The organism is Phyllobacterium sp. SYP-B3895 (assembly GCF_009647635.1).
Classification (GTDB): Bacteria; Pseudomonadota; Alphaproteobacteria; order Rhizobiales; family Rhizobiaceae; genus Phyllobacterium; species Phyllobacterium pellucidum.
In genome coordinates this window covers 676,205-702,298 of record NZ_WJIG01000001.1, presented here as the reverse complement: position 1 = coordinate 702,298, position 26,094 = coordinate 676,205, and the positions used below count along the sequence as shown (strand labels likewise).

Genomic DNA, 26,094 nt, shown 5'->3' with positions numbered 1-26,094 from the left:
TTCGTTGCCAGGAACAATGACAAACTACACTGACCTCCTAAATGCCATCGCTGATCCTATCGTACAGACTGGTGTGCTTGCAGCGCTGGGGGCCTTGGTTACGCGTGTTCTCCTACGTGGCCACCCGACACGTCGTCTTGTCGGTCAGTTGACATTCTTTTTTGGCGCTCACGACCCTGATGCTCTATCACGGCATAGTTCCTTACGAACTCGGCCCGCCGAACACGTCCACGCTACAACGTGTGTTCATAGGGATCGCGAAAGTCATCTGGTGGATCAACGCCGCCTGGTCCCTAATAAGCATCGGGTTTTTCTGATCTTCGAACGGCAGCCCCGAGAGGGCCGGCTTTTTCAGGATCTCCTTGTTGGGGTGATCTATGTCGGGGCAGTACTATCCGTCATCGCCTACGTCTTCAACGCGCCCGTTGGAACCTTGATTGCCACGTCCGGCGTGGTCGCGGTCATCCGCCGATTGACCTTGTCTATATGCGAACGCAGCAAGCACGTTCGGCTCGCGGCAGATCAGTACAAGAGAGATGCATAGGGAAGATATTCCATTGCATGGTTGTCAGATGAGGTGATGAACGATGTTGGCGGAAACTGATCCCTTCGAGATTCACGTCCCAGGCGCAAGGCCGCGTGTCGTGATTATAGGCGGGGGGTTTGCGGGAGTTGCAGCCGCACGGGCCCTTAGGAGATCCGATGCGGAGGTGGTTCTGATCGATCGCCGCAATCATCATATCTTCCAGCCGCTGCTTTATCAGGTGGCGACGGCAGTGCTTGCACCATCCGAGATCGCGGCGCCTATCCGGCAGCTTGAGGCGAAGCAAGCCAATTTGAATGTCATACTTGCCGACGTTGTCGACGTCGATTCAACCCATCGCACGGTCGATGCTCTATGTCCCGGCATCGGCATCCGCAAGGTGCGGTTCGATTTCCTCGTGGTCGCTACAGGCACGCGTCCGAGCTATTTCGGCCGCGACGAATTCGCAGCCTTTGCACCGGGTCTCAAGAATCTCGCCGACGCCGAGGCGATCCGAACGAAGATCTTGAGCGCGTTCGAAATGGCAGAGGCGACCGATGACGAGAACGAGCGCGCCCGCCAGATGAATTTTGTGCTCGTCGGTGCCGGACCGACCGGCGTCGAACTCGCGGCATCGATCGCACAACTGGTCACCGTCACACTGCGTGGGAATTTCCGGCAAATCGATCCTGCTACCAGCACAATCACCCTGCTGGAAGGAGGCGACCGGGTTCTTCCGAGCTTTGCTCCTTCACTGTCAAAGAAGGCCGCCAAGCGTCTCGCGAAGCTGGGCGTCAAGGTCCTGACAGGCGTCAAGGTCGAGGGTGTTGACGCACTGGGAGTCATCGCAAAAGACACAAGAATCCCAAGCGCGACCGTGTTGTGGACGGCAGGCGTGGCCGCGTCACCGATCGTTCAGCTGCTCGGCGTCAAAACGGACCGGGCGGGCAGGGCTTTGGTCGAGCCCTTTCTCAATTTGCCGAGTGAGCCGAACATATTCGTCGTCGGCGACGCGGCGTCCATAAAGCAGGACGGGCGACCTGTACCCGGAGTTGCGCAAGCTGCAATCCAGCAGGGGCGCTACGTGGGACGTCTGATCTCCGATCAAATTGGCGGGTGGGGACGAAAACGAGCGTTTCGGTACCGGGACAAGGGCAATATGGCAGTCGTCGGCAAGAATTTCGCCATCCTGGAGGCCGGTCATCTGAAAATAGGAGGCTTTTTCACTTGGTTCATATGGGCTTTCGTTCACCTTTTGGCTCTCCCCCAACTTCAGAACCGTTGGAGAGTTCAATCCCAATGGCTGTGGTCTTATCTGACCGGCCAGCGCAGCTCACGGCTGATTTCTGAAGCGCCGCCAATCGCAAATGCGTCACAACCAACGAAGCAGACGCTTCCGCAATGATCAAAGATCGTGTCCAGTGATCAATAGCCGAACCGACGTTCAAAAACATGCGGTAGCTTATACGAGAGGTGCTTTGTTCAGCCAGGCGCATACGGCCTGCCCCTGACCGCGGGTGTCCAGTCCTCACCTCTTGGCGTCCCGAAAACGCACGACACGATGTTGGACACCATAGCGCTCGCAGCCCTGATTCTCTTCGAGAATGGGCAGACCACCGAACAGACTGTCATTGCTGCCGAACGACTTGGGAGTGCCTTTGGCATCGTGCGCCTCGCCTACGCTGGTGTAACCATCCTCATGATCAGCAGCGGAGTGTTGGCCGGCCTCGCGGCCGGTGGAGCAACAATTCAGACCACCGGAGCGTCCATCTCCGTGCCACTCGCGGCCGATGTGGTCGCGGCAGGGTGCGCTGTTGCCGCCTTTGGAACCTTCTTTTCCATGCCATGGCGCATGCTGGCGTTCCGGATGGGCATCGGCATGGTGGCGCATGCGGCGCGATGGGCAGTCCTCTCTTTCGTCGGAGCAGACGTTTCGACAGGCACGCTCGTCGCCTCTGCTTTGGTCAGTTTAGTCGTGACGCCGATCGCGGACCGATTACATTTGCCCTTCGCCGCGCTCGGTTTCTCTGCCGTAGTTTCGATGATGCCTGGCCTCCTCCTGTCCACGCAGCCGGGACCTTGGTCGAACTCGTTTCCATAGGGTCGCGGGCACCTGCGGATTTGCTGGCCGGCGTAGTCGCGGACGGAGCTACAGCTTTTCTAATCATCTTGGACGACAGTCGGGCTGATTCTACCCCGCATCCTGTTGGCGTGATTCCTCCGGACTGGCGTCCAACATCGGAGGCCATCGTGACGAACCAGTACACCCGATCGCGTTCCGGGGCTCAGCGCCTGGCTATAACTCACATCACTCCACACGAACGATCTCCCAGACACGCTAGAGATGGGGCAGAGGCATCCTACCCGCCGCAGAGTTCTTCAAGAGGATAGTCGGATTAAGTCGTATCCCTACTCACGCATCATACCGAGAGATCGGCACCATTGAGCAGGAGAATGAGATGGCAACCGCAACAACCACGGAAGACAAGAAGACCAAACCTTTGCCAGCGCCAAACAGCGACTTCTATCAGTTGGTCGATGTCCTGACTTCCGACGAATTGGCGATGGTCAAGCAGATACGGACATACATGGAGACCAGGGTCCAACCCATCATCAACAAATACTGGTCCGACGACGCGTTTCCCTTCGAGGTGCTGCCTTCGTTCAAAGAGCTCGGACTTGGCGGCCTTGGGTACGAGGGCTACGGCTGCGCTGGCGGGAGCCAGAAGCTCTTCGGCTTCGTCGCAATGGAATTGGCACGCGTCGACGCTTCGTTCTGCACCTTCTTCGGAGTGCACAGCGGTCTGGCAATGGGCTCGATCTATCTCGACGGCTCGGAAGAACAGAAGCAGAAGTGGTTGCCGCCGATGGCGCGTTGGGAAAAGATCGGCTGCTTCGGTCTTACCGAGCCACTGGTCGGTTCCGGCACGAGCGGCGGGATGACGACGACTGCCAAGCGCGAGGGCGACACCTGGGTGCTCAATGGGCAGAAGCGCTGGATCGGCAATGCGACGTGGTGCGACGTTTCGATCATCTGGGCGCGCGACCTCGCCGACAATCAGGTGAAAGGTTTTATCGTCGAGAACAAAACGACGCCAGGATTCAGTGTCGAGAAGATCGAGCACAAGATCGCGCTCAAGGTCGTTCAGAACGGCCAGATCACGCTGAATGATGTCCGGATACCGGAAGCGAACCGCCTTCAGGGCGGCAACTCGTTCCGCGATACCGCGCGCGTGCTGCGGATGACGCGGTACATGGTTGGCTGGGCCTCGACCGGCATCCAGATGGGGGCGTTCGAAGCAACACTGAAATACGCTCAGGAGCGTCTACAGTTCGGCAAGCCGATCGCTTCGTTCCAGATGATCCAGGATCTCCTCGCCAAGATGCTCGCCAACGTTACCGCATGCCAGTGCCTGATGGTCCGCCTCGCGCAGATGGATGATGAAGGCAAGCTTGCCGACCACCACGCGTCGCTAGCCAAGGCGTTCTGCACTGCAAAGTCACGCGAGACCGTTGCATGGGGCCGCGAAGTGTTGGGCGGCAACGGCATCGTCGCCGATTACAACGTCGCGCGGTTCTTCGCGGACGCCGAAGCGCTTTACTCATACGAAGGCACCTATCAGATGCAGAATCTGATCGTAGGCAAAGCCATTACCGGGCTTGGTGCATTTGTGTGAGCAAAGGCGGGCCAGGGCTTCCCCCCACCCTGGCTCGCCCGTTCCTAAAACAGGAGATTCATCATCATGGCTTCAGAAAGCGCGGGCCTGACGCTCGCAAATGTCGTTTATGCGAAAAAGGGTAGCATTGCCTACATCACTGTCAATCGCCCCAAAGTGCTCAACGCTCTGAATACGCCGACGTGGTCGGACCTGAAAACTGCCTTCGAGGATGCCCGGGACGATGCCGCAATACGAGGCGTCATTCTGACCGGCGCCGGCGAGAAGGCTTTTATCGCTGGCGCCGACATCAGCGAACTCATTCAGGTAGGGGCGTTCGAGGCTGAGCAGTCCAGTCGCTTTGGACAGGAGGTCCTCGATCTCATCGAGAATCTCGGCAAGCCGGTGATTGCCGCTGTAAACGGCTTCGCGCTTGGCGGCGGCTGTGAGACGGCGATGGCCTGTACCATCAGGATCGCGGTGGAAACGGCGAAGTTCGGCCAGCCAGAAGTCGCACTTGGGTTGCTACCCGGTGGTGGCGGAACGCAACGTCTTCCGCGGCTGGTCGGCAAAGGGCGGGCTCTTCAACTCATCCTCTCCGGCGACATGATCACAGCACAGGAGGCCTATCGCATCGGCCTGGTTAACGAGATCGTTCCGGCCGCTGGTCTGATCACACGCGCCGAGGCAATCCTTAGGAAAATCGCCTTCAACGCTCCCATAGCCATCAAGTTCGCGCTCGAGGCGACAAATAAGGGGATGGAGACGAGCCAGAGCCAAGGGTTGCTGCTCGAGGCCGCTTACTTCGGGCTTTGCGCCGCAACCGAGGACAAGAAGGAGGGTACGTCTGCCTTCCTCGAAAAGCGCGCACCGCAATTCCGCGGGCGGTGAAGAAACCCTGCGCACACGCCAACAGAAGGAAAGCCCATGGCAAGCGACAACATTTTCTCCGGACTGAAGGTGGTGGATTTGGCGAGCTTCATCGCAGGTCCTGGCGCCGCAGTGATCCTGTCCGACTTCGGCGCCGACGTGATCAAGGTTGAAGCACCAACCGGCGACACCTGGCGGATCGGCTACAAGATTCCGCCGCAACCTCGTGCCAAGGACAACTATCCCTGGCATCTCAACAATCGGAACAAGCGCGGATTGGCGCTCGATCTGAAATCGCCCGAGGCGAGGGAAGTTCTGCAGCGCCTTGTCGAGTGGGCCGACGTTCTGATCGTCAACACGCCACACCCCGCTCGCGAAAAACTGAAGCTCGGTTATGACGATGTTGCACAGTGGAATCCGCGTTTGATCTATGCGGACGTGACCGGTTATGGCGACAACGGGCCCGATGCACAGCTGCCAGGGTTTGATATTACGGCCTATTGGGCACGAAGCGGACTGCTCTCCCTGACGCGAGACGCGGGTGCTCCGCCGACACTGCCGGTGGCAGGCAGCGGGGACCATGCGACGGCAGTCAGCCTTTATTCGGCGATCGTAACCGCACTCTACCGACGGGAACACACCGGAAAGGGTTCGTACGTCACAACCTCATTGCTTGCTGCTGGCGTCTGGGCCTCTGCCGTCTCGACCCAAGCTGCGCTTGCCGAGGCCACGTTCTTCCCGTTGCACGATCGGGCGAACCCGCCGAACCCGACCTTCAATGTCTATCGGGCCAACGACGACACATGGTTTGTGATCGTCCTGACGCCCGACAAGTGGACGGCTCTGGCCAATGGAATAGGCCGTCCGGATCTCTTGACGGATGACCGGTTTGCCGACCCTGCAAAACAGGCAGCCAATTCAATGCAGCTCACTGCGATCCTGGATCAGACCTTTGCCTCGCAGCCGATGGCACATTGGCATGAGGTCTTCGAGCAGGCGCATCTTACGTTTGGTGTCGTGCAGCCACCCAGCGAAGTGATCAAGGACCCGCAGCTCAGGGCAAACGACATCGTTGTTCCGCTCGAGGGCGCGGGCGGAAACCTCGAGTTTACGATCAGCAGTCCTCTTCAGGTGCATGGCGTAGCCAAGGTACCGGCCACACGGGCTCCGGAACTCGGTGAACACAGCGAGGAAATCCTCAAGCAACTCGGCTTCAGTGCTAATGCGATTGGCGGCCTCCACAGCAGCGGTGCCGTTCCGAAACCAAAAGACCGGGCAGCCTAGAGTTGGGGCGGGTCAGCCGCTCAATCCGTGCCGATCCGGCGATTGTCAAGCATACGAGGTTGAAGACCGTGGATGACATAGTCACTAAACGCACCGAAGGCGTCCTTCGCGTCGAATTGAACCGCCCAGAAAAGCTTAACGCGATGACGTCGAGCATGTATACGAAGCTCGCCAACATCTTCGATGAGGCGGCTAAGGACGAGCACATACGCGTTGTGCTTTGGCATGGCGCTGGAGATGCTTTCAGCGCCGGCAATGACATCAAGGATTTCCTGGACAACCCTCCGGGTCCCGGGGAATCGCCTCAAGCACGGCTCATGACAGCGCTGGTCGATTTCGACAAGCCGCTGGTTGCAGCCGTCCACGGCGCCGCGATCGGAGGCGGAACCACCATGCTGTTGCACTGCGATTTCGTCTACGCAGCGGAGAACACCAATTTTCAGATGCCCTTCATCAACCTCGCCGTGGTGCCGGAATTTGGATCCAGCTGCCTGGTTCCGCTTGCAATCGGGCATCTTCGCGCCGCTGAGCTGATCCTCCTGGGATTGCCGTTCGGTGCCAAGCGCGCCCTGGAGTTAGGGTTGATCACGCAGGTCGTGCCCGACCAGAATCTCCTTGAAGTGGCAACTGACACGGCAAAGGATCTGGCCGCGAAACCGGCGGAAGCGATGCGCGTCTCCAAGCGACTTCTCAAGCATTCCTTTCGTGAGCAGATCAATTCGGCGATGAAGGCCGAGAACGAGGCATTCAGCGTGCAAATTCATTCAGAGGACGCGAAGGAAGCGTTGACGGCCTTCCTGGAAAAACGTCCCCCCAACTTCATCAAAGCCGGGAAATCAGTATCGGGCAAGTAACGGCGCGGGCGACCACGCAGAGATGCCGCAGCATTATTTGGCCTTGAGGCCCAAGCGTTCATAGGAGAAAGACATGACCGACGCTTTTGCGACGAATTCAAAATCAATGCCTGGGCACGATCACGTGGTCGACCGGCTGTTTGTCCTCGAATTGAGCGGAGGGCGTATTCACTCGATGAGTCCGGACGGTTCTAACCGAAGGGTCATCGTTACCGATTGTCATCTGCCCGACGGCATTGTGGTCGATGCCGAAGCCGGTCACATCTACTGGACAAACATGGGGATTCCCAACCTCAACGACGGCTCGATCGAGCGCGCCGATCTCGACGGAAGCAATCGCAAGGTCGTCGTCCCGCAAGGCGTCACGCACACTCCCAAACAACTTCACCTCGAAAAGCGGAGCGGTAAGCTCTACTGGTGCGACCGCGAAGGCATGCGGGTGATGCGTGCAAATCTCGATGGCACCAACGTCGAGACGCTGGTCAAGACAGGTGAGGGCGAGATCGAAAGCCGTGACGCCACGCGGTGGTGTGTCGGAATCACCATCGACCCCGAGCGTGGGCAAGTCTACTGGACACAGAAGGGTGCGGACAATTCCGGCCTCGGCCGTATTCTCCGCGCGAGCATAGACATACCCAACGGCGAGGACGCCGCAAAGCGAACGGACGTCGAAGTATGGTTGGACAATCTGCCTGAACCGATCGACCTCGAACTCGATCTCGAAAACCGGGTCCTCTACTGGACGGATCGCGGCAACCCACCGCTTGGAAACACGGTCAATCGCTCCTCAATCGATGCGCCAGCCAGAAATCGACACGCGCCTCAGCCTGTCCTCGGCGATCTGATGGAGGGCATCGGCATTGCGCTCGACGTTCCCGGCAACCGAATGTTCATCACCGATCTCGGTGGCTCGGTCTATTCTGCAAAGCTCGACGGCTCCGAGAAGCGCACGTTTCTTTTCGCCCAAGGCAATCTGTCCGGCGTCGCATACGCCGAAATCGCTTCAGAGGAGAACTAATCATGGACAACAACCCCATTTCTCAAGTTGCCATTATTGGCACCGGCGTCATCGGCGCGAGTTGGGCGGCACTCTTTCTCGCCAAGGGTCTTGATGTCGTGGCAACTGATGTAGCGCCGCACGCCGAGGCGTCGTTGAGGCGCTTCGTTGATGACGCTTGGCCAGCGCTCGAAAGACTGGGCCTCACTTCTGGCGCCTCTCCGCTTCGGCTGGCTTTTACGGACGATTTGGCAGAGGCTGCGAATGGTGCCCATCTTGTACAGGAGAACGGACCGGAGCGGATCGATTTTAAGAAGGAGCTCTATGGTCAGCTCGACGAACTGCTGCCGCCCGATGTTATCATCGCGTCGAGTTCGTCCGGCCTGACGATGAGCGAAATCCAATCCGGTTGCCCTTTTCATCCGGAACGTTGCGTCATCGCGCATCCGTTCAATCCCCCACATCTGATTCCGCTGGTCGAGATTGTCGGTGGTGCGAAGACGGCAGAAGAAACAATCCGGCGCGCTTCTGAATTTTATACCGCGCTAGGCAAGCGAACCGTTCGACTGCACAAGGAAGTGCCGGGACATGTTGCCAATCGGCTGCAAGCTGCCCTTGCCCGGGAGGTGTATCATTTGGTGGACCAGGGTGTCGTCAGCGTCGCTGACGTCGACACCGCGCTCTCCTGGGGACCTGGACTGCGGTGGGGCATCATGGGCCAAGTTCTCCTCAATCATCTCGGTGGCGGCCAAGGTGGCATGGAACATTTCCTCCAGCAATTTACCGGTCCGATGACGGCGTGGTGGAAGGTCCTGGGTTCACCGGAACTGACCCCCGAGCTCCAGCAAAAGCTAATCGCAGGCGTTCGCGCCGAAGTGGGCTCCCGCTCGATTGAGGACTTGGCGGCTGAACGGGACGAAGTCCTGCTTGGGCTACTGGAATTGCGAAACAAGACGGCCGAAAACGCGGCGCAGTCGAGACAAAGTGACCGCGTCGCCTAGAGGCGCGTCAAACCGGCGTGCTCGCCATTGAGCGCTCACGCGCAACATATATCGAGGACGCCGCCATGACAGGAAGGCCCATACAAGTCACCAAGTCCGCGTATCAGTATCCACTGCTCATAAAGCAGTTGTGGCATACGCCGCTGCAGCAAGCGCCTGACCAAGAGATCGTCTATCGTGACGCGGGTCGCTTCACTTACCGGCAGTTGCGCGAGCGCGTTGGACGGCTCGCGTCAAGCCTCGCCAAGCTCGGTGTCATCGCTGGCGATACGGTCGGGGTGCTGGATTGGGACAGCAATCGTTTTCTGGAAACCTACTTTGCAATTCCGATGATGGGGGCTGTGTTACAGATGGTAAATGTCCGTCTGTCGCCCGAGCAGATCGCCTATACGATCGATCACGGGGGCTCGTCGGTCCTTCTTGTCAATGACGACTTCGTCCCGATTCTGGAAGGCATCAAGCACCAACTGCCGAAAGTCAAAACGCTGATCCTGATGTCGGATCGCGCGGTTCCCGAAGTCGGCGGGCTTACATTCGCTGGCAATTATGAGGAACTTCTACGAGGCGCTTCGCCAGGTTACGAGTTCCCGGACTTTGACGAGAACACGCTTGCCACCACTTTCTATACGTCCGGAACAACAGGCTCGCCAAAGGGTGTCTACTTCAGCCATCGGCAACTGGTCCTTCACTCACTCGCCGAAATGGCTTTCTTTGGTAGCGCCGCGAAACAGGGCCGATTTTGCCGCGACGACGTCTATATGCCCATCACCCCGATGTTTCACGTGCATGCCTGGGGTTTTCCGTGGACCGCAACGCTGTCTGGTGTCAAGCAAGTGTATCCGGGTCGTTACGACCCCGCTCTTCTCGTAAAATTAATCAAAACGGAAGGCGTAACTTTCACGCACGGTGTGCCGACGATCCTGCAAATGCTGCTTGATGCGGCCAGCAAAGCAAATACCGATCTTGCCGGCCTGAAGATGGTCGTGGGAGGTTCGGAACTATCAAAGGCGCTTGCGAAGAGGGCGCTTTCGCTGGGCGTTGATGTCTATAGTGGCTATGGGATGTCGGAGAGTGCGCCGCTGCTTTGCTTGGCACAGGTGAAATCCGCAGACCTTACTGGTGACATGGATCACGAGGTGGATATCCGAACCAAGGGCGGCATGTCCGCACCACTTGTCGATATCCGTTTGGTCGATTCGCATCTGAACGACGTACCCCACGATGGAAAGACGTCTGGCGAGGTCGTCGTGCGCGCGCCATGGCTCACTCAGGGATACGTCGACAACCCCGAAGCGTCGGAGCAATTGTGGGCTGGCGGCTACTTGCACACCAGTGACATCGGCGTCATTGAGCCGGACGGCTATCTTCGCATCGTCGACCGGATCAAGGACGTCATCAAGACCGGCGGCGAGTGGGTGTCATCGCTCCAGATCGAAGACCTCATTTTGCAATGCAAGGGTGTGTCGGAAGCCGCTGTCATTGGCATTAAAGACGACAAATGGGGTGAGCGGCCATTGGCGCTCGTCGTCAGAAATGCAGTAACGGGCGACGATCTCAACGACACGCAGATCAAGTCGCATCTAAAGTCGTTCGCCGATGCCGGAGTAATTTCGAAGTACGGAATCCCGGAAACCGTTCTATTTGTCGAAGAGCTCCCCAAGACAAGTGTCGGGAAGTTCAACAAGAATGAGCTCAGAGCGAAATACAGCAAACCGTAGCTGACCTCAATAGATGCCTACCCGCAGTCTCCGGTCGTGATGCTTCGGTTCACTTTCCCCATTACACCAGGGTGGAACAACATGTGCCAACTGCAACGCGTTGCAGCTTGTTAGGGGGGCATGCACAGTTGATGTTGACCTCACGCATCAATCTATTCTTTGAGCACGATCGCCCTCGGTTCAGCAGTGCCGTACAAGCGTTATTTCCATGAACATGCAACGTCGGAGAATGATCGCCGACCACGACTACCACACCACAGATTGCCTCATTTCGAATGAACGGAGCAGCATGATGGGCGTCAACTCCCTTGCGGGCCAGAATAGCCAAATGCCGCAGGAACTGCGGAAAGTCGGTATCGTCGGTGCCGCTGGCTGGCGTGTGGGCACCAGTGATTGGACGTGGGCGGCAGCCATCGGAACCGCCTGCAGTTACATCAACATCCAGCTAGATGAGGTCTGATATGCGGCATTCGCTACTTGCCGTCAGCTTGATCGGGGCCGCAACACACGCCGGTTGTTCGGAGGGTGTGCTCAGCCCGCAGGGGCCAATCGCCTCCGCCCAGCGGCAGATTCTGTTCAATTCGCTTGGCATCATGCTGGCGATCGTGATCCCAACGATCCTCGCCACGGCGGCTGTCGCCTTTTGGTTTCGTTCGTCAAACTGGCGCGCTCACTACATGCCCGATTTCGAGTATTCGGGCCGTCTCGAGATGCTCGTCTGGTCGATTCCTGCGATGACGGTCCTTCTGGTGGGCGGCGTTGCTTGGGTCGGCGCACATGACCTCGATCCGCGCAAACCAATTGCATCCGCAGTTGACCCTGTGAGGGTTCAGGTGGTCTCGCTCGATTGGAAATGGTTGTTTATCTATCCTGACGAGGGCATTGCCAGCGTCAATCAATTGACAATTCCAGTAGGCACGCCGATCAGCTTCGATCTCACCTCGTCAGGCGTGATGAATAGTTTCTTCGTGCCGCAGCTCGGCAGCCAGATCTATACCATGGCCGGGATGGTTACGAGACTTCATCTCCAGGCAGACGATCCTGGGACATATCGCGGTCTTTCGGCCAACTACAGCGGGGAGGGTTTCGCGGACATGCGCTTCTCTGTCGAGGCGGTCCCACCGGAAGGCTTCGCGCAGTGGGCCGCCGATGTTCGCAAGACCGGTCCACTGCTTGATACGGCGTCTTATGCCGAGCTGGTGAAGCCCAGCCAGGCGGTTGCTCCTTTCACTTATCGCGGTGTTGCAGCGGATCTGTTCAACGGTGTCTTGAGCCCTGCGATGCAACCGCACGACCACTCATCGCTCACCGGTCCGGCTTCACAAAGGGAAGAGAAATGAATCTTCTTGGCAAACTCAGCTGGAGCGCAATTCCGTTCGACCAGCCGATCATCATGGGCGCGGGGGCGTTCATTGTCCTGGCGATCGTCTCTATCCTGTCGTGGGTTACCCTGAAAGGATATGTCCCCTATTTGTGGCGTGAATGGATCACATCGGTCGACCACAAGCGGGTTGGCGTGATGTATTTCCTGCTGGCGCTGGTGATGCCGCTGCGCGGATTCGCCGATGCGATCATGATGCGAAGTCAGCAGGCGGTCGCGGCGGGTGATGCGCAAGGATACCTGCCGCCGGAGCATTTCGATCAGATATTCTCGGCGCACGGCACCATAATGATATTCTTTGTGGCGATGCCGTTGGTCATCGGCTTGATGAACTTTGTCTTGCCGCTGCAGCTTGGTGTCCGCGATGTCGCCTTTCCGACGCTGAACTCGGTGAGCTTCTGGCTGACGGCTTCCGGCGTTCTGTTGATCAACGTGTCCCTAGTGGTCGGCGAGTTCGCCAAAACGGGGTGGATCGCCTATCCGCCCCTCAGCGAGTTGCAGTTCTCGCCCGGCGTCGGTGTCGATTACTATCTCTGGTCACTCCAGATCTCTGGCGTCGGCACGCTGCTGACTGGAATCAATTTCGTCACCACAATTCTGAAGCTTCGCGCGCCGGGAATGGGCTACATGCGTATGCCAGTCTTCTGCTGGACCTCGCTGGCGGCCAACTGGCTCATTGTCGCGGCATTTCCTGTTCTGACCGCAACTTTCGCGATGTTGCTGCTCGATCGTTATCTCGGCTTTCATTTCTTCACGGTCGACGGACAAGGCAATGCGATGATGTATGTCAACCTGTTCTGGATCTGGGGGCACCCGGAGGTCTACATTTTGATCCTTCCGGCGTTCGGCGTTTTTTCGGAAGTGGTTGCGACCTTCTCGGGCAAGCCGCTGTTCGGCTACCGCTCCATGGTTGCCGCGACAATGGCGATCTGCGTCCTCTCGTTCCTCGTCTGGCTGCACCACTTTTTCACCATGGGCGCCAGCGCCGACGTCAACGGCTTTTTTGGCGTCATGACCATGATCATCGCGGTACCGACAGGCGTCAAAGTCTTCAACTGGCTGTTCACGATGTATGGTGGCCGTATTCGCTTCGAAGTTCCCATCCTCTGGTCGCTGGGGTTCATGGTAACTTTCGTCCTCGGCGGCATGACGGGCGTGTTGATGGCGGTACCCCCTGCGGATTTCCAGCTTCACAACAGCCTCTTCCTTGTTGCCCATTTCCATAATGTCATCATCGGCGGCGTGGTTTTCGGAGCGATGGCGGGCTACAACTATTGGTTCCCCAAGGTATTCGGCTTCAAGCTGGACGAACGTTGGGGCAGGGCATCGTTCTGGTGCTGGTTGATCGGCTTCTACGTGGCGTTCATGCCGCTCTACGTGCTGGGCCTCATGGGCATGACCCGGCGCATGCAGCACTACGACAATTTGGCTTGGCAACCGTGGCTTGTCGTGGCGGCTGTCGGCGCCGTTATCATTCTGGGCGGAATTGTCTGCCAGATCGTGCAGCTGGTTGTGTCGATCCGCAACCGCGACTTGCTCCGCGTTGGCGGCGATCCTTGGAATGGCCGTACTCTCGAATGGTCCACCGCGTCCCCACCACCGGCCTGGAATTTCGCGGTTCTGCCACAAGTAGCCGAGCGCGACACGTTTTGGGTCAGGAAGCAACGCGCGAGCGAGCAACCGGCTCAAGCGCAACAGACGCCCGAGTACGAACCCATCGAAATGCCGAGAAACAGTCCGGTCGGGTTCGTCAATGCATTCTTCGCGGTTGTGGCCGGTTTTGCCCTGGTCTGGCACATCTGGTGGTTGGCCATACTGGGACTGCTCGGCACGTTCATGGCGGTACTTATCTTCGCCTTTCGCGATGAGGATGAGGACGAGGTGCCGCCAGTGCAACTTGCCCAATTTGACAGGATCCACACGGCGGAGGTTGCGGGATGAACGCCACCGCTGCCATTGATGCAGAAGAAACGCCACTTCGCGTAAGCGAAGCTGGTCCGGCGTCGAAGCGCATCGTCGTAGCCTACGGCTTCTGGATATTCCTGCTGAGCGACATCGTTATGTTCTCAGCGCTCTTTGCCGCCTTCGTTGTCTTGCGGAACGCCACCGCAGGCGGACCGACTGGCTCCGAACTGTTCAGTCAGGGCAGGGTCGCCATCGAAACCGCCTGTCTTCTCGCCTCGAGCTATACCTGCGGGCTGATGACATTATCCGTCAATTCGCGCCGCCGCTTTGGCACATATATCGGTGCTTTGCTTACATTTGTGCTGGGGGCGGCGTTTCTCGCTCTCGAGCTCCACGAATTCACCGACATGATTGGCCAGGGCGCAACCCCCCAACGAAGCGCATTTCTCTCGGCTCTCTTCACGCTTGTTGGTTGCCACGGACTGCACGTTGCAGCAGGGCTGATCTGGTTGGTGGTGATGATGGGGCAGGTCGCCAGGAAGGGCTTTCGTGATCCAGTGCTTCGTCGGTTGCAGTGCTTTTCGCTGTTCTGGCACGCGCTCGACATCATTTGGGTTGGGCTGTTCACGGTTGTTTATCTGATGGGAGTCACCTCATGACAATACCAACTCATCATCGTGCCCCCGGCGAGGGGGCAATACCGACCGACACCGAAGAAGCGACGTCGTCAGGCATGATCACCTATAGCATTGGCCTGCTGCTCGCGGTCCTTCTTACAGGGGCCTCGTTCTGGGTCGCCAACACGCAACTACTCTGGGCACCAGGCATCCCGCTTGGCCTTGCCGTTCTCGCCATCGCCCAGATGGGGATTCACGTCGTGTTCTTCCTGCACATCACCACAGGCCCGGAGAACACCAACAATGTCCTGGCACTTGCCTTTGGAGTGCTGATCGTAACGTTGGTAGTGGTCGGTTCGCTAGCCATCATGTTCAACTTGAACAGCAGCATGATGCCGCCGCCCGATCTGATGGACATGCAGATGAAGTTTTGATTTTGAACACGGCAAGAGCGTCCGGGGGGACGCTCAAGGTATTGTATGGCTTCGCATCAAAGCGTCTCCATAGGCATGGCGGATCGCAGTTTCCGTCGAATCCGGTGTCCATCGACGGCGTCCATATCGGGAAGTTTATATGTACGAGGTTGTGGCCAATCAGGTTCTCGGAATTGAGGGTCTCGTTAACCTATCGAACATCCTGTTTCTGGTTGTGTTCTCGGTCCGGGACATCCTTAAGCTGCGGCTTCTGTCGTTCTTCGGCGAGGCAGCGATACTCCCGTATTACTACTTTCAGCATGAAACTCTATGGGCGCCACTTTTTGGAGCGTAATGTTCATGGTCGTCAATGCGGTTCGCATCGTGGCAACTGCTTTGGAGCGACGGCCTATCCTTCTCAGCGAAAAGGAGGATCAGCTTTATCGCATTGCCTTCACATCTATCGAGAGGAAGGAATTTTTGACATTGATCAATCTTGCCCGGTGGGTCGACTGTTCGGGGACGTCATTCTGGAAAAGGGCCAGCCGATCTCCGACGTGACTGTCCTCGTTTCAGGCGAAGTTGAAGCCATTTTTGTCAATGGCGCTAGGATGGCATTTCGCCCCGGTCAACTTATCGGGGATGTGAGCGTCTAAAGCGGTCTTTCCAGTCCGGTGAATGTCGTGGCTCGCAGCTATGGAACTGTCGTAAAGTGGGATTGGCAACGACTGCTGGGGTTCGCCGCCCTCAGGCCGGCGCTCCGCGCCAAACTCCTGATGCTGGTAAGTAAGTACGGATCTTGCCGCCAAACTGCGTGAAATCACCATTGCAAGCGAGTCCGTTGTGGAAAAGCCGGTTGCTCTAGAGCAGCCGATCCAGCCTCTCAACCGCTAACTAACATGGATAGACAACTAATTCCCTAAACCGACAGCCGAGGTTGCCACCCCCGGACCAAATTTGGGCGCAAAGCTTTGTCAAGTGGCCAAACAGGTCGAAAGCAGATGGTCTGGTCCGTCTCCCGTCCAATCGGTAAGATGCTGCATGGTCTGTGCCGGAGCGTCAGGCTTTGCGAGATGACGTCTCCACCAATGACGAGTCCGAATGGTCGGGCGGCCATGGAGCGAACTATGTCAAAGGACGGTGATGGAACTGAGAGGGCACTTTTCAGCGGCGAGCAAGAGCTTCGCTTGCTGGTGGAGACGATTCCGGCGCTGGTGTGGCGCGCTGGGCCCGAGGGCAATGTCGAATACGTCAACAAGCGTGTGCTTGAATATTTTGGCGCACCGCTTGGCGAAATCGTTGGCTGGGGATGGGCGGAAAGAGTCCACCCGGAGGACGTCACATTCAACGTTAGCAGCTGGCTCGAAAATCTGGAAACGGAAAATCCTCACGATGTAGTCTGCAGATTTCGCGGAGCGGACGGCCGATATCGCTGGTTCAATGTTCGCGGAGAACCATTGCGGGCCAGTGATGGCACCGTGCTCTGCTGGTACGGCGTCCTGATCGACATTGATGAAGCCAAGAGGGCCGAAGATCTGTTGCGTCGCAGCGAAGCCTATCTGGCGGAAGCACAGAGGCTCAGTCACAGCGGTGTGTCGGCGTACAACGACACGAAGATTCTTTATGGATCGGAGGAGACTTACCGCATCTGGGGGTTTGATCCGGCACAGGGTGTTCCGAGCCGCGAAGACGTGTTCGAACGGATCCACCCGGGCGACCGCGATCGGCTGAACGCGGAGGTTCAGCGCGCAGTGGGCGAGAAAAGAGACTACTCAATCGGGTACAGAATCGTACTGCCCGATGGAACGGTCAAACACATCGAATCAATCGGCCAACCCGTGTTCTCGCCAAGCGAGGACCTTGTCGAAATTGTCACTACACAGATCGACGTGACGGAGCGCAAGCGGGCCGACGAGGCCCTGCGGGAAAGCGAATACAGGCTCCGTCAAATCATCGAAACGGTGCCAGGCCTCATCTGGTCAAATGGGCCCGAAGGCGAACCGACCCATGTCAGTCAGCGCATGTTGGACTATAGCGGCATGAGGTTTGAGGAGTTCAAGCATCGTGGTTGGGAGGCATTCGTGCATCCGGCCGACTTTCCAGAAACCGCAAAGGCCTTCTATCAGGCAATTCAGACCGGAGCTTCGTACCAAGGCGTGATGCGTCTTCGCCGGGCGGACGGCGAGTTTCGTTGGCACCATGCCCGTTGTGAGCCCCTGCGCGACCAACAGGGACGTGTTCTCCAGTGGTACGGCCTGTCTGTCGACATCGATGAAGCCAAGAGAGCCGAAGATCTGCTGCGCCGTAGCGAAGCTTATTTGGCCGAAGCGCAATGGCTTAGCCACAGCGGTTCCGCGGCCTTCAATGACACAACAATTCTTTATTGGTCGGATGAGACATATCGAATTTTTGGGTTTGATCCGCTTAACGGCCTCCCGAGCCCCGCAGCTGTGCAGCAAGTAATTCATCCAGATGATCTAGAACGGGTGCGCGAGGAGGCCCAGCGAGCGGTGCGGCAGAAGAAAGACTATAAACTCGAGTACAGAGTCCTACTACCAGCAGGAACCATCAAATATATCGAAGTGACCTCTCATCCCAAGTTCTCAGCACGCGGAAAACTTGTGGAGGTTGTTAGTACACTCCTCGATGTGACGGAACACAAGCGCGCCGAGGAAGCGCTGCGGGAAAGCGAGGCGAAGTTCCGCGATTACGCCGAAAGTGCCTCCGATTGGTTTTGGGAAATCGGTCCGGACTACAAGTTCACGCTGCTGACCGAGAATGCGTTTGGTTCAGACTCGGCCGATCGAATTGGCACGGCGTGCTGGGATAGCGCTCTCGATCTTGAAACGGAGCCGGAGAAATGGCGGCTTATCCAGGCAACTCTCGATGCACGCAAACCGTTCCGTGACTTCGTATATTGCTCCACTCGCCGTAAGGGCACTCCCATCTATGTGAAGGCCAGCGGCAAGCCAGTGTTTGACGCTGACGGAGAATTCCGTGGCTATCGCGGTACCGGCACCGACGTGACAGCACTCATGCTCGCGCAGGAGGAGCATGAGAGGCTGCGCCAGCTGGAGTCGGATTTGGCGCATGTGAACCGCCTGAGCATAATGGGAGAACTGACCGCCTCGCTCGCCCACGAAATCACCCAACCGATTGCCGCGGCGCGCAACAACGCCCGTGCGGCCATGCACTTTCTGGACAGGAATCCACCGGACCTGGATGAGATCCGTGAAGCGCTCGCCTGTATCGTCGACGATTCCGACCGAGCTGGCGAAATCATCGACCGTATTCGTGACCAGATCAAGAAAGCGCCGCCGCGAAAGTCTCGTTTCGATCTGAACAAGGCGATCGAAGAAGTAATTGAACTGGCGCGAAGCGCCATCGCCACGAACGGAGTTTCGGTCCGAACGCGCCTGGAAGAGGCACTAGCACCTTTCGAGGGGGACCGCGTTCAACTGCAACAAGTCGTTTTGAACCTGATCCTGAACGCGGTCGAAGCCATGAGCACGCTTAAAACCGGGCCGCGAGAATTGTTGATCAGTACCGAGCCAACCCAGTCCGGCGGCGTTCTCGTGTCCGTGCAAGATTCAGGACCGGGCATTGATACGGACCATCTTGATCGCGTTTTCCAGGCTTTCTACACAACAAAGCCGAGTGGGGTAGGAATGGGTCTGTCGATCTCCCGGTCGATCATCGATGCTCATGGGGGGCGCCTATGGGCAGATATGGGCGCATCAGGCGGGGCCGTACTTCAAATTTCCTTGCCCGGCACCACCAAGGAAACCGTGAACTTTGGTCGCTCAGGTCGCTGACTGGATAGCGGCACGAAGGCAACGTATCAAATGCTGTTCATTAAACGGCTTGCGAAGGTAACACACGACCCCGTTATTCAGAGCGCGAGCGTGGTCGACATCGTCAGGGTAGGCCGTAACGAGAATCGTCGGAATTCTATAGCCCCCTCTATTAAGGTGTTCGTAAAGCTCGAGGCCAGTCGTCGTTGGCATATTGACATCGGCGATCAGACAGGCCGTTTCGGCTACATGAGATGACGCAAGGAAATCGGCCGCCGACTGGAAGGTCGCGACCTCGTACCCAAGCGATCGCATGAGCCTTCTCATGGATTCGCGAAAGAACTGATCGTCCTCGACGACCGAGACCAACGACACCGTCGCCATGTTTGCTCCGGAAGTGCGCACGAACTGCGAAGCGGGCGCCCGCATGCGAATGATAGCCTGCGCCCAAGTATGATGCGGGAGCAATAGCCGCATCTGTAAACTTTGGCTTAGGACACGCTGTAAACTGAGCAAACACGCAGCAGAATGCGACCAAGCGAAAGCTGGACTGCCTAAACTTTCGTTTACACTCGCTCAGGTGCCTTCCGGCGAATGACACTATTCAAGTCCAATTGTCGGGACTAAACTCTGGCTGGGAGTCACGCGAAACCTTTGTAAACCGGACAGGCTCATTTGTCTGCCCATTGATCATGAGCAGTAACGATGTCAGGCGCGAACGATACCGTGTTGGTCATCGACGATGATCCAGCCCTGCGAGCTTCGATCGGGCGTCTGTTGCGATCGCTCGACCTGAATGCTCGCTTGTTTGCATCCATCTCCGAGTTTCTCGAGGCGGATCCGCCTGATGGTCCTACTTGCCTTGTGCTCGACGTCAGATTGCCGGAGCAAAGTGGCCTTGATCTTCAACGCCAGCTAGCCATGACGAACGAGGATATCCCGATCATCTTCATAACAGGTCATGGCGATGTTCCCATGTCGGTGCAGGCGATGAAGGGTGGTGCCATCGAGTTTCTGACCAAGCCGTTTCGCGATCAGGAGCTCCTCGATGCCATTCAGCTCGGCCTTTCCCGCGATCGTGCCCGGCGGCAGAATGAAGACGCGCTGGTGGAACTCAGGGAGCGTTTTTCATTGCTGAGCGCCAGAGAGCGCGAGATCATGATTCAGGTCACGCGCGGCCGCCTCAGCAAGCAGATTGCTGGTGATATCGGCATCGCCGAAGCCACGGTGAAGGTGCACCGCAGCCGTCTGATGCGAAAGATGAAGGCTCATTCGCTGCTCGCGCTCCTCCGAATGGCGGAAAAGCTGCAACTGGTACCCGAGGAAACGCAAAGCTCCTGAGCCGAAGCCGGTGCGACGGTCGCGGCACGCGCATGCGAACCACCGTCCTTTCACGTGTAAACTAAAGTTCAGCGCAGTAAAACCATGATGCTAATCCGCGCCACCTGCGTGCAATAGATATCGGCATTTCAAATCATCAAACTGCACGTCACCACGGCCGACACCGTGTTTTTTGGTTCTCCTCGAGAGCCGGCACGTGAAATTCGTCGGGATAGTGACGAGGTTTCGATGGATAGGACGTACAGTGAAGATGCTTACATTTCGTCTCAAACTGATTTCGAGTTTGGTTCCCTTGCAAACAGTCTCGTACTGCTGCTTGAAGCAGCCAAAACCGAGCTCGATCATGATCAGGAGGCGGCAAAGACATCACTGGCCACAGCGTCGTCCATCCTCCAGTCTGAAATCGAGCGCCGTTCGCACGGCAAGGACACCAGGACAGGTGGATTGGCGGGTTGGCAGATAGCGCGCGTCAGAACGTTCATTGACGAGAATCTGCATCGGACCATTCATGCGAGCGACCTCAGTGCTGTCGCGCGCCGAAGCACTGCGCACTTCTCACGCTCGTTCAAGCAAGCCTTCGGAGAACCGCCGCACTCCTACATCATTCGGCGGCGGCTTGAGGAAGCCTGCCACCTGATGCTGACGAGCTCAGCGTCTTTGAGCGAAATCGCTTTGAGTGTCGGATTTGCCGATCAGGCACATCTATGCAAGCAATTCAGGCAAGCTCTTGGCCAGAGCCCATCGAACTGGCGGCGCGAGCGCGAGAACCTTTGGCGCTTCTAGCGTGCGATGCAGGGCTAGAAGAGCCATTGCGCCCAGGCCGCAACAAAATCACCGGATTGTCCGCCCGCATCTCTGATCCGCTGCCCTGGAGAAAAGTGCACATAAGTTCCGTTGAAATTCAGATGGTCGGTTACCTGCCGTCCGATGGTGGCGCTGATCTGTTGGCCAATGAAGCGGCCGCTTCCGCCAGAGGTACCCTTCGCCGGAGTGAGCGGCGGGATATAGAAACTGTCGGCCTCTGCCTCTTTCCACAGCGGGTTCCATCCAATATTCAAATTGACTTTTGGCGTCAGAGATAAGGTTATACTCGGTTGGATATCGATGAGGTTGGCGGGAGCCGCCAAATTCGCCTCGGAGAAGTAGGGAAGCTTCGGGAACAGAGGGTTAAACGTGCCGAGCGTTTGATCATGCAAATCATAGTCACCGCTTATAGCGTCAGCGTTGAGCCCGAGGCGCGGGGAAAAAGGAACGTCGGCAAACGTATATCCGATGTCCGCAGACACGGTCCATGCGCTAATGTCGGCCGTTCCGAAATTTCCAAACTGGTAGGCGGCCTCGACATTCCAGTCAAAAGCGTCATGTCTGCCAAAGAGCCGAGTGCCGATGGTCTGACGCTGTTCTTCGGCAGTCCCTTGTGAGAAGCGCGCATTTTCCCTTTCAAGTCCGAGATATAAGAAACTTTAGAACTCTCATAATTGAATACCTCCCAGTTTACTGTCAGTAATTATAGAACTCTCGAACGGTCAAAGTTCCGCGCATTGCTTGACTGGTGCCGACAGTTTGCCCCGCAGGGTAGTTCTGCATGGGTCGCCTCTACGCCAACCCAGGCGCAAACCACCGCATCAAGTCGATCTTCGAATGCTTTCCATTTGGCACCGGGCGTTCCAATGCTGGCAGCAAGTTGTCGATATAAACTGCGAGTTTCGCGATATTGGTTTGGCATTGAATGAGGATATTTGCTCGGCGATCCCCTTCTGAGGCTAAGGGCCAAAATTCAAGCAGCTCGGCAGCATTTGGAATCGAACCCAACTTGGTTGCCACCTATTCCCCTACCGGAAGCAAGAGCGTGAAAGCGCTGGTACGCATCCTCGAGAACGATCAGCCTCCAGCGATCACCCGTTTCAGTAGTCAAAGCGACTCCGCTCGATCCTGTTCTGTCCGAGCAGCATCTATGCCAGGTACCGCGCGTTCACCGTGTCGATTTGGCATTCTTGTCTGCGAAATTTGTCGAAATGGATCACCTAAAAAGGGGTTGAAGACGTCAGGGTGCCAGTGGACTTATTTTTATAGAGGGGTATGGGGCCGGGCAATTAGTTCAAAGGATAAAAACACATGGAAGAACAGACACTTTGGGTGCGGCGGCCTGTATCGAGAGACGTATTCTTGAATCCAGTTTATTACCTATTGGCGATGACTGGTGTTGGGGCAGTGATCCCGCTTTATGCCATCGGTAAAAGGCTCGCCACGAAGTACACGCTGACCACTCACAGGCTTATCGTAGAGGTCGGTATAATTTCAAAGCGGGTTGACGACATCGAGCTTTATCGTATCAAGGACACTAAATCTGACCAAGGCTTGATCGACAGATTGCTCCAAATTGGATCGGTGAGTGTGAATACAACCGATGCGTCTGGTAACTGGAATCTACAAAAAATAACGTCACCAAGACAGACCCGTGAAACCATTCGCCACGCCACTGAACAGCTGAAACAAAGTCGCAACGTTCTCATTCACACCGAGTAGCAATCTACCAGTTCAAGGTTGAAATGGATGGGTGTTGCGCACGGCGACGGTAAAAAAAATGACAGGTTATGTGCTCTCCCGAACAAAGTGGATCTTCTCGGTTCCAGACGGCATAGAGGTTCCAAATCGGGCCTGTCTAGCGGCTGAAGTTGCGCGAGAAGAATGCCGCGGACTGACAGCCTTGGGAGGTTGAAAGCGTCTACCTCTTTGCCCAACCTCGATTGAACGGCTCGCATGATTTTCCGTCGTTGTCTGCGTCGAGATTGTCCCAATATCCGGGTTGGCCGCGGCGTGCGGGAGCAAGCCCGACCGACCGCGCAGCGTCGCAGTTAGCGCGGGCCGCGTAGTGCCGGATTGTGACCCCGATCGGCCAGGGACTTGTGATCATTCCGATGACCATCGGCGCGATGAAGATAGACGTACCAGCGACCAAGAATAGTCCGGTCCGATAGCGATACCAGCTGTACCGCAACCGGGATATATAATAGCTCCCATTGCGGCCGAACTTGGCCGCGCCAGAAACGCCAATCCCATGTTGGTATCGCTTGTCTGTCCACATACCGCCCCCAGGGCCGTATTGGAGCAGATATTCGTGAATGTAGGCTCCATAAGATTGCTCGAATTGTAGTGAATGATGTTCTGCGGGCGTCGTTCATCTAGCTGTACCTCGTAAACGCTGCGATGCCGGCCACCGGAAACGCTGATGCCTGAGTTCAAAAATCAAGTCAGGTCGTTGCGCCGGAAATTCTCGGCTCGTGGCGTCTCCGTACAGTACGATAAGCATATCGCATCGCGGGAAATCAGAGGGACTAGCGGAGGTCGCTTGCGCGCCTTCACGTCTCGACTGATTTCATCCCTTCTCTCGCTCGGGAAAAATGACGGGAGCGCCGACGATTAGAGCGGTTCGACCCGCATAATGGTCGCTTGACCGATACGCGCACGATCGCGCTCGTCGGGCTTTAATTCAGGACGTGAAAGCGAAGCGCGCCCAGAGAAAGATCAACACTGCGACCGCTGCGAACATAAAATCTTGCAGATCAATCAAGTGGAGGATGGCGATCGGCATGAGCTGTTCCCACGTTGATGTCTGCCAACGTTATGTTGTCTAGATTGTTCCGCCTTGACAACTCTGGTCCGTGAGAACATTTGTAGAACACGCTCGGTAGCGACGACCGTTCCGACGATGATCTGAAACTCTTAAACCCTGTTTGGGATGGGGGAGCATGGCATCTGAAAGGACGCCCACCCTTGAGCCGAAGCCGCGGCGCGCTGACCAAGACAATGGTCGATCGTTACTATCCCCACCAGGTCATGCTCAAGAACGATGCCAAGAAGCGAAATCATCTGTGGGCCATCAGCGGCCAAGCCACGCAGCTCGGCGCCTCCGCCCTTGGCCATCACTTTTATTTTGATGAAGAAACCGCAGAGAGCGATCGAGGATAAATTGCTTGAACTCTTCGGAGAGGCCGTGGCAGCCGGATGGGGTGAGGATGAGGTGTTTGCGGGTATCGTCGCTGTTGCGGATACAACCCAACTAGTTATGCACCGAGATCAGTTCGTGTCGATCGAGACAGAATTGCGAAGGGTAATGACGAAACGGAATACTTGAACCACCGCTCTGTCTTACCCGCCAACTCTCATTTTCAGCACAGCGCCCTTATAAGCATCGGGAATACCAGCTTTGTGGTGAGCTTTAGCGAGCTTCTCGAGCCACGCCGAAATCTCAGCGGGGATCGGCTCGAGCCCGTTGCCCCAAGCGTTCGTGAGAAAAATGTCGCATTCCAATGCGGCCGCAAGATCGATCTGAGACCAGCGCAAGAGGGAGAGGCATTCTTTAAATCGCTCGGGCGTCAAAAATCGCTCCTTATTGCCTGTCGAATACGTGCGCTCAGATAATGCACGTGGCCTTCATAACCGTCACTAACCCGTCGGATCAGCCTTTCGTGTATTTGAGCACAGGGCTGAAGAGGTGAATTGCCGGTTGAGAGCCGCCTCATACAGCATCTCATACTATCTAGACCTAGTTGGCCCTTATCGCAGGCGTCAGCAATCTCAGCGGCACTGTCCAAAACGGATAATCCCCCGTCGGGTCTAGTGTGACCGCCAGATAAGGCTCCCCCATCACCAAGCTGTCACCTCTGGCCATGCCATGGTCTGGTTGCAGACATGCAAAAACGATGCTTCCGCGCTTAACCCAATAATCGGGTTCAGGCAGATATGGTACATCGTCAAGCAGGATATAGGCTGAAATATTCTCGAAATTTGTTCTGGCGATCATAATGAACAGTCTGGCAGAAACTTAAATCAGACAACCGTTGAAAACAGGCCAAGTTTGGCTTCCATTATTCGTGGCTAGACGCAGCTGGCTCCATCGGGCACAAGCAACTCCTCGTCCTAATAGATTTATTATTTAAACTTGCTCACGAATAAATGATGTATTTCAATAGCTTACAGCTAATTAAAGTCACGTTTCATTTTTTAAAACAATAAAACCCATCACCAAGGGAAACATTTTTCTTGATATGCTTCAAGATACATGACATATATTGAAAGTCATAACGACACATCACCCCTTATTTTAAAAATATAACAACATTGGAGTATTCAATGAATACAATAGCTATATTCAACGGCCCCATCACCCCGGCCAACAATACCAAATTCCAAACGATGCTTCACAAGTTCGATCGAGGCGGGTCGATTACCTTAGCTTTGAGCACCCTTGACGGCGACTTTAGCAGTGCCATTTCTTTGGCCCTGTTTCTACAAAAACGTTTTACGTTTCAAAGGCTTGTCGTATCTAGCGTTTGTCAAGGCCCAGGGGTTGTGCTCGTTCACAACGCCGATGAACTCGTTTTCGGTGTCAAAGGACAGATTGGTCCAATTGCGCCAACGCATGGCGCGACGGATGGGGTCACGTTGGATCGAATTTCAGCAACGGGCCTGGGTATAGAAATTTGCGAACTGAAGGTCGCCGACCAGGAACGGATTAACGCTCTCGACAGGTACTCTTCCATTCCCCTTGTCCACAATACCTTCATTGGCATTGCTGATGAGGCTGGAAAACGCGAAGAGTATACTGATTGCGGTGAATATCCGATCTTGAGAACTGTCGACGTGTTTAGGCACTACGGTCTCCACGGCTACTGACCCCAGAGGCCCCGCCAAGAGGGGGCTCCTCCCTAAAGGTCTCCCCTGGTCCACAGGACCCACT

25 protein-coding genes and 2 pseudogenes are annotated in these 26,094 nt (G+C 56.4%); 22 read left to right on the top strand and 5 right to left on the bottom strand.

Annotated features, from left to right (window positions below; all coding sequences use genetic code 11):
- Nucleotides 1–16: 16 nt before the first annotated feature.
- The 17 genes and pseudogenes from GF108_RS22310 to GF108_RS03250 form a co-directional block, all read left to right on the top strand.
- Nucleotides 17–481 (top strand): annotated as a pseudogene (locus tag GF108_RS22310) (mechanosensitive ion channel protein); the annotation flags it as partial.
- Between the two features lie 106 nt (nt 482–587).
- On the top strand, nt 588–1,928 hold the full coding sequence (locus GF108_RS03325; protein ID WP_153666860.1) for an NAD(P)/FAD-dependent oxidoreductase: 1,341 nt from the start codon (nt 588–590) through the stop codon (nt 1,926–1,928).
- Between the two features lie 156 nt (nt 1,929–2,084).
- Nucleotides 2,085–2,624: a threonine/serine exporter family protein gene (locus tag GF108_RS03320; RefSeq protein WP_153666859.1), complete on the top strand. Its 540-nt coding sequence runs from the start codon at nt 2,085–2,087 to the stop codon at nt 2,622–2,624.
- A gap of 358 nt (nt 2,625–2,982) precedes the next feature.
- Nucleotides 2,983–4,200 (top strand): acyl-CoA dehydrogenase family protein, encoded by a 1,218-nt coding sequence (locus tag GF108_RS03315; protein WP_153666858.1) that lies wholly within the window; start codon nt 2,983–2,985, stop codon nt 4,198–4,200.
- Nucleotides 4,201–4,266: 66 nt separating this feature from the next.
- On the top strand, nt 4,267–5,070 hold the full coding sequence (locus tag GF108_RS03310; protein ID WP_153666857.1) for an enoyl-CoA hydratase-related protein: 804 nt from the start codon (nt 4,267–4,269) through the stop codon (nt 5,068–5,070).
- 36 nt (nt 5,071–5,106) lie between these two features.
- Complete coding sequence (locus GF108_RS03305) at nt 5,107–6,333, top strand: CaiB/BaiF CoA-transferase family protein (RefSeq protein ID WP_153666856.1); 1,227 nt, start codon at nt 5,107–5,109, stop codon at nt 6,331–6,333.
- A gap of 68 nt (nt 6,334–6,401) precedes the next feature.
- On the top strand, nt 6,402–7,187 hold the full coding sequence (locus GF108_RS03300; protein ID WP_370462062.1) for an enoyl-CoA hydratase: 786 nt from the start codon (nt 6,402–6,404) through the stop codon (nt 7,185–7,187).
- Between the two features lie 73 nt (nt 7,188–7,260).
- Nucleotides 7,261–8,205: a 3-hydroxyacyl-CoA dehydrogenase gene (locus GF108_RS03295; RefSeq protein WP_153666854.1), complete on the top strand. Its 945-nt coding sequence runs from the start codon at nt 7,261–7,263 to the stop codon at nt 8,203–8,205.
- A gap of 2 nt (nt 8,206–8,207) precedes the next feature.
- A complete protein-coding gene (locus tag GF108_RS03290) occupies nt 8,208–9,185 on the top strand; it encodes a 3-hydroxyacyl-CoA dehydrogenase NAD-binding domain-containing protein (RefSeq protein ID WP_153666853.1) in 978 nt (325 codons plus the stop codon).
- 65 nt (nt 9,186–9,250) lie between these two features.
- Nucleotides 9,251–10,903, top strand: a complete 1,653-nt coding sequence (locus GF108_RS03285; RefSeq protein WP_153666852.1) for a fatty acid--CoA ligase — start codon at nt 9,251–9,253, stop codon at nt 10,901–10,903.
- 229 nt (nt 10,904–11,132) lie between these two features.
- Entirely contained in the window at nt 11,133–11,363 is a 231-nt protein-coding gene (locus GF108_RS03280; RefSeq protein WP_172982559.1) for a hypothetical protein, read from the top strand.
- Complete coding sequence (cyoA, locus tag GF108_RS03275; protein ID WP_370462061.1) at nt 11,353–12,243, top strand: ubiquinol oxidase subunit II; 891 nt, start codon at nt 11,353–11,355, stop codon at nt 12,241–12,243. Before GF108_RS03280 ends, cyoA begins: the two co-directional genes overlap by 11 nt.
- Nucleotides 12,240–14,225 (top strand): cytochrome o ubiquinol oxidase subunit I, encoded by a 1,986-nt coding sequence (cyoB, locus tag GF108_RS03270; RefSeq protein WP_153666849.1) that lies wholly within the window; start codon nt 12,240–12,242, stop codon nt 14,223–14,225. The genes cyoA and cyoB overlap by 4 nt, the downstream gene beginning before the upstream one ends.
- On the top strand, nt 14,222–14,848 hold the full coding sequence (cyoC, locus tag GF108_RS03265) for a cytochrome o ubiquinol oxidase subunit III (protein WP_153666848.1): 627 nt from the start codon (nt 14,222–14,224) through the stop codon (nt 14,846–14,848). Before cyoB ends, cyoC begins: the two co-directional genes overlap by 4 nt.
- The gene (gene cyoD, locus GF108_RS03260; RefSeq protein WP_153666847.1) at nt 14,845–15,240 is read left to right on the top strand and encodes a cytochrome o ubiquinol oxidase subunit IV; all 396 of its coding nucleotides are present in this window, start codon (nt 14,845–14,847) and stop codon (nt 15,238–15,240) included. The genes cyoC and cyoD overlap by 4 nt, the downstream gene beginning before the upstream one ends.
- Before the next feature lie 139 nt (nt 15,241–15,379).
- Entirely contained in the window at nt 15,380–15,574 is a 195-nt protein-coding gene (locus GF108_RS03255) for a hypothetical protein (protein ID WP_153666846.1), read from the top strand.
- 772 nt (nt 15,575–16,346) lie between these two features.
- Nucleotides 16,347–19,034 carry a PAS domain-containing protein gene (locus GF108_RS03250; RefSeq protein WP_210386050.1) on the top strand — a complete coding sequence of 896 codons (2,688 nt, stop codon included), beginning with the start codon at nt 16,347–16,349 and terminating at the stop codon, nt 19,032–19,034.
- Here the strand turns inward: GF108_RS03250 and GF108_RS03245 are convergent.
- Nucleotides 19,023–19,397 (bottom strand): response regulator transcription factor, encoded by a 375-nt coding sequence (locus tag GF108_RS03245; protein ID WP_153667317.1) that lies wholly within the window; start codon nt 19,395–19,397, stop codon nt 19,023–19,025. The genes GF108_RS03250 and GF108_RS03245 overlap by 12 nt on opposite strands.
- 321 nt (nt 19,398–19,718) lie before the next feature.
- Here GF108_RS03245 and GF108_RS03240 point away from each other — a divergent pair, with 321 nt between their 5' ends.
- Nucleotides 19,719–20,354, top strand: coding sequence for a response regulator transcription factor (locus GF108_RS03240; RefSeq protein ID WP_153666844.1), 636 nt, complete (start codon nt 19,719–19,721; stop codon nt 20,352–20,354).
- A 165-nt stretch (nt 20,355–20,519) separates the two neighbouring features.
- The gene (locus tag GF108_RS03235) at nt 20,520–21,137 is read left to right on the top strand and encodes an AraC family transcriptional regulator (protein WP_153666843.1); all 618 of its coding nucleotides are present in this window, start codon (nt 20,520–20,522) and stop codon (nt 21,135–21,137) included.
- Nucleotides 21,138–21,151: 14 nt separating this feature from the next.
- Here GF108_RS03235 and GF108_RS03230 read toward each other — a convergent pair.
- A pseudogene (locus tag GF108_RS03230) lies at nt 21,152–21,796 on the bottom strand (alginate export family protein); the annotation flags it as partial.
- Nucleotides 21,797–21,950: 154 nt separating this feature from the next.
- A complete protein-coding gene (locus tag GF108_RS03225; protein ID WP_153666841.1) occupies nt 21,951–22,178 on the bottom strand; it encodes a hypothetical protein in 228 nt (75 codons plus the stop codon).
- 291 nt (nt 22,179–22,469) lie between these two features.
- Here GF108_RS03225 and GF108_RS03220 point away from each other — a divergent pair, with 291 nt between their 5' ends.
- The gene (locus GF108_RS03220; protein WP_153666840.1) at nt 22,470–22,880 is read left to right on the top strand and encodes a PH domain-containing protein; all 411 of its coding nucleotides are present in this window, start codon (nt 22,470–22,472) and stop codon (nt 22,878–22,880) included.
- A gap of 199 nt (nt 22,881–23,079) precedes the next feature.
- On the opposite strand, the gene GF108_RS22650 is transcribed toward GF108_RS03220, so the two are convergent.
- The gene (locus tag GF108_RS22650; protein WP_370462060.1) at nt 23,080–23,268 is read right to left on the bottom strand and encodes an excalibur calcium-binding domain-containing protein; all 189 of its coding nucleotides are present in this window, start codon (nt 23,266–23,268) and stop codon (nt 23,080–23,082) included.
- Nucleotides 23,269–24,128: 860 nt separating this feature from the next.
- Here GF108_RS22650 and GF108_RS03210 point away from each other — a divergent pair.
- On the top strand, nt 24,129–24,323 hold the full coding sequence (locus GF108_RS03210) for a hypothetical protein (protein ID WP_153666838.1): 195 nt from the start codon (nt 24,129–24,131) through the stop codon (nt 24,321–24,323).
- A gap of 180 nt (nt 24,324–24,503) precedes the next feature.
- Here GF108_RS03210 and GF108_RS03205 read toward each other — a convergent pair whose 3' ends face one another.
- Nucleotides 24,504–24,734: a hypothetical protein gene (locus GF108_RS03205; RefSeq protein WP_153666837.1), complete on the bottom strand. Its 231-nt coding sequence runs from the start codon at nt 24,732–24,734 to the stop codon at nt 24,504–24,506.
- Nucleotides 24,735–25,487: 753 nt separating this feature from the next.
- Between GF108_RS03205 and GF108_RS03200 the strand changes: the two genes are divergently transcribed.
- The gene (locus GF108_RS03200) at nt 25,488–26,030 is read left to right on the top strand and encodes a hypothetical protein (RefSeq protein ID WP_153666836.1); all 543 of its coding nucleotides are present in this window, start codon (nt 25,488–25,490) and stop codon (nt 26,028–26,030) included.
- Nucleotides 26,031–26,094 lie beyond the last annotated feature (64 nt).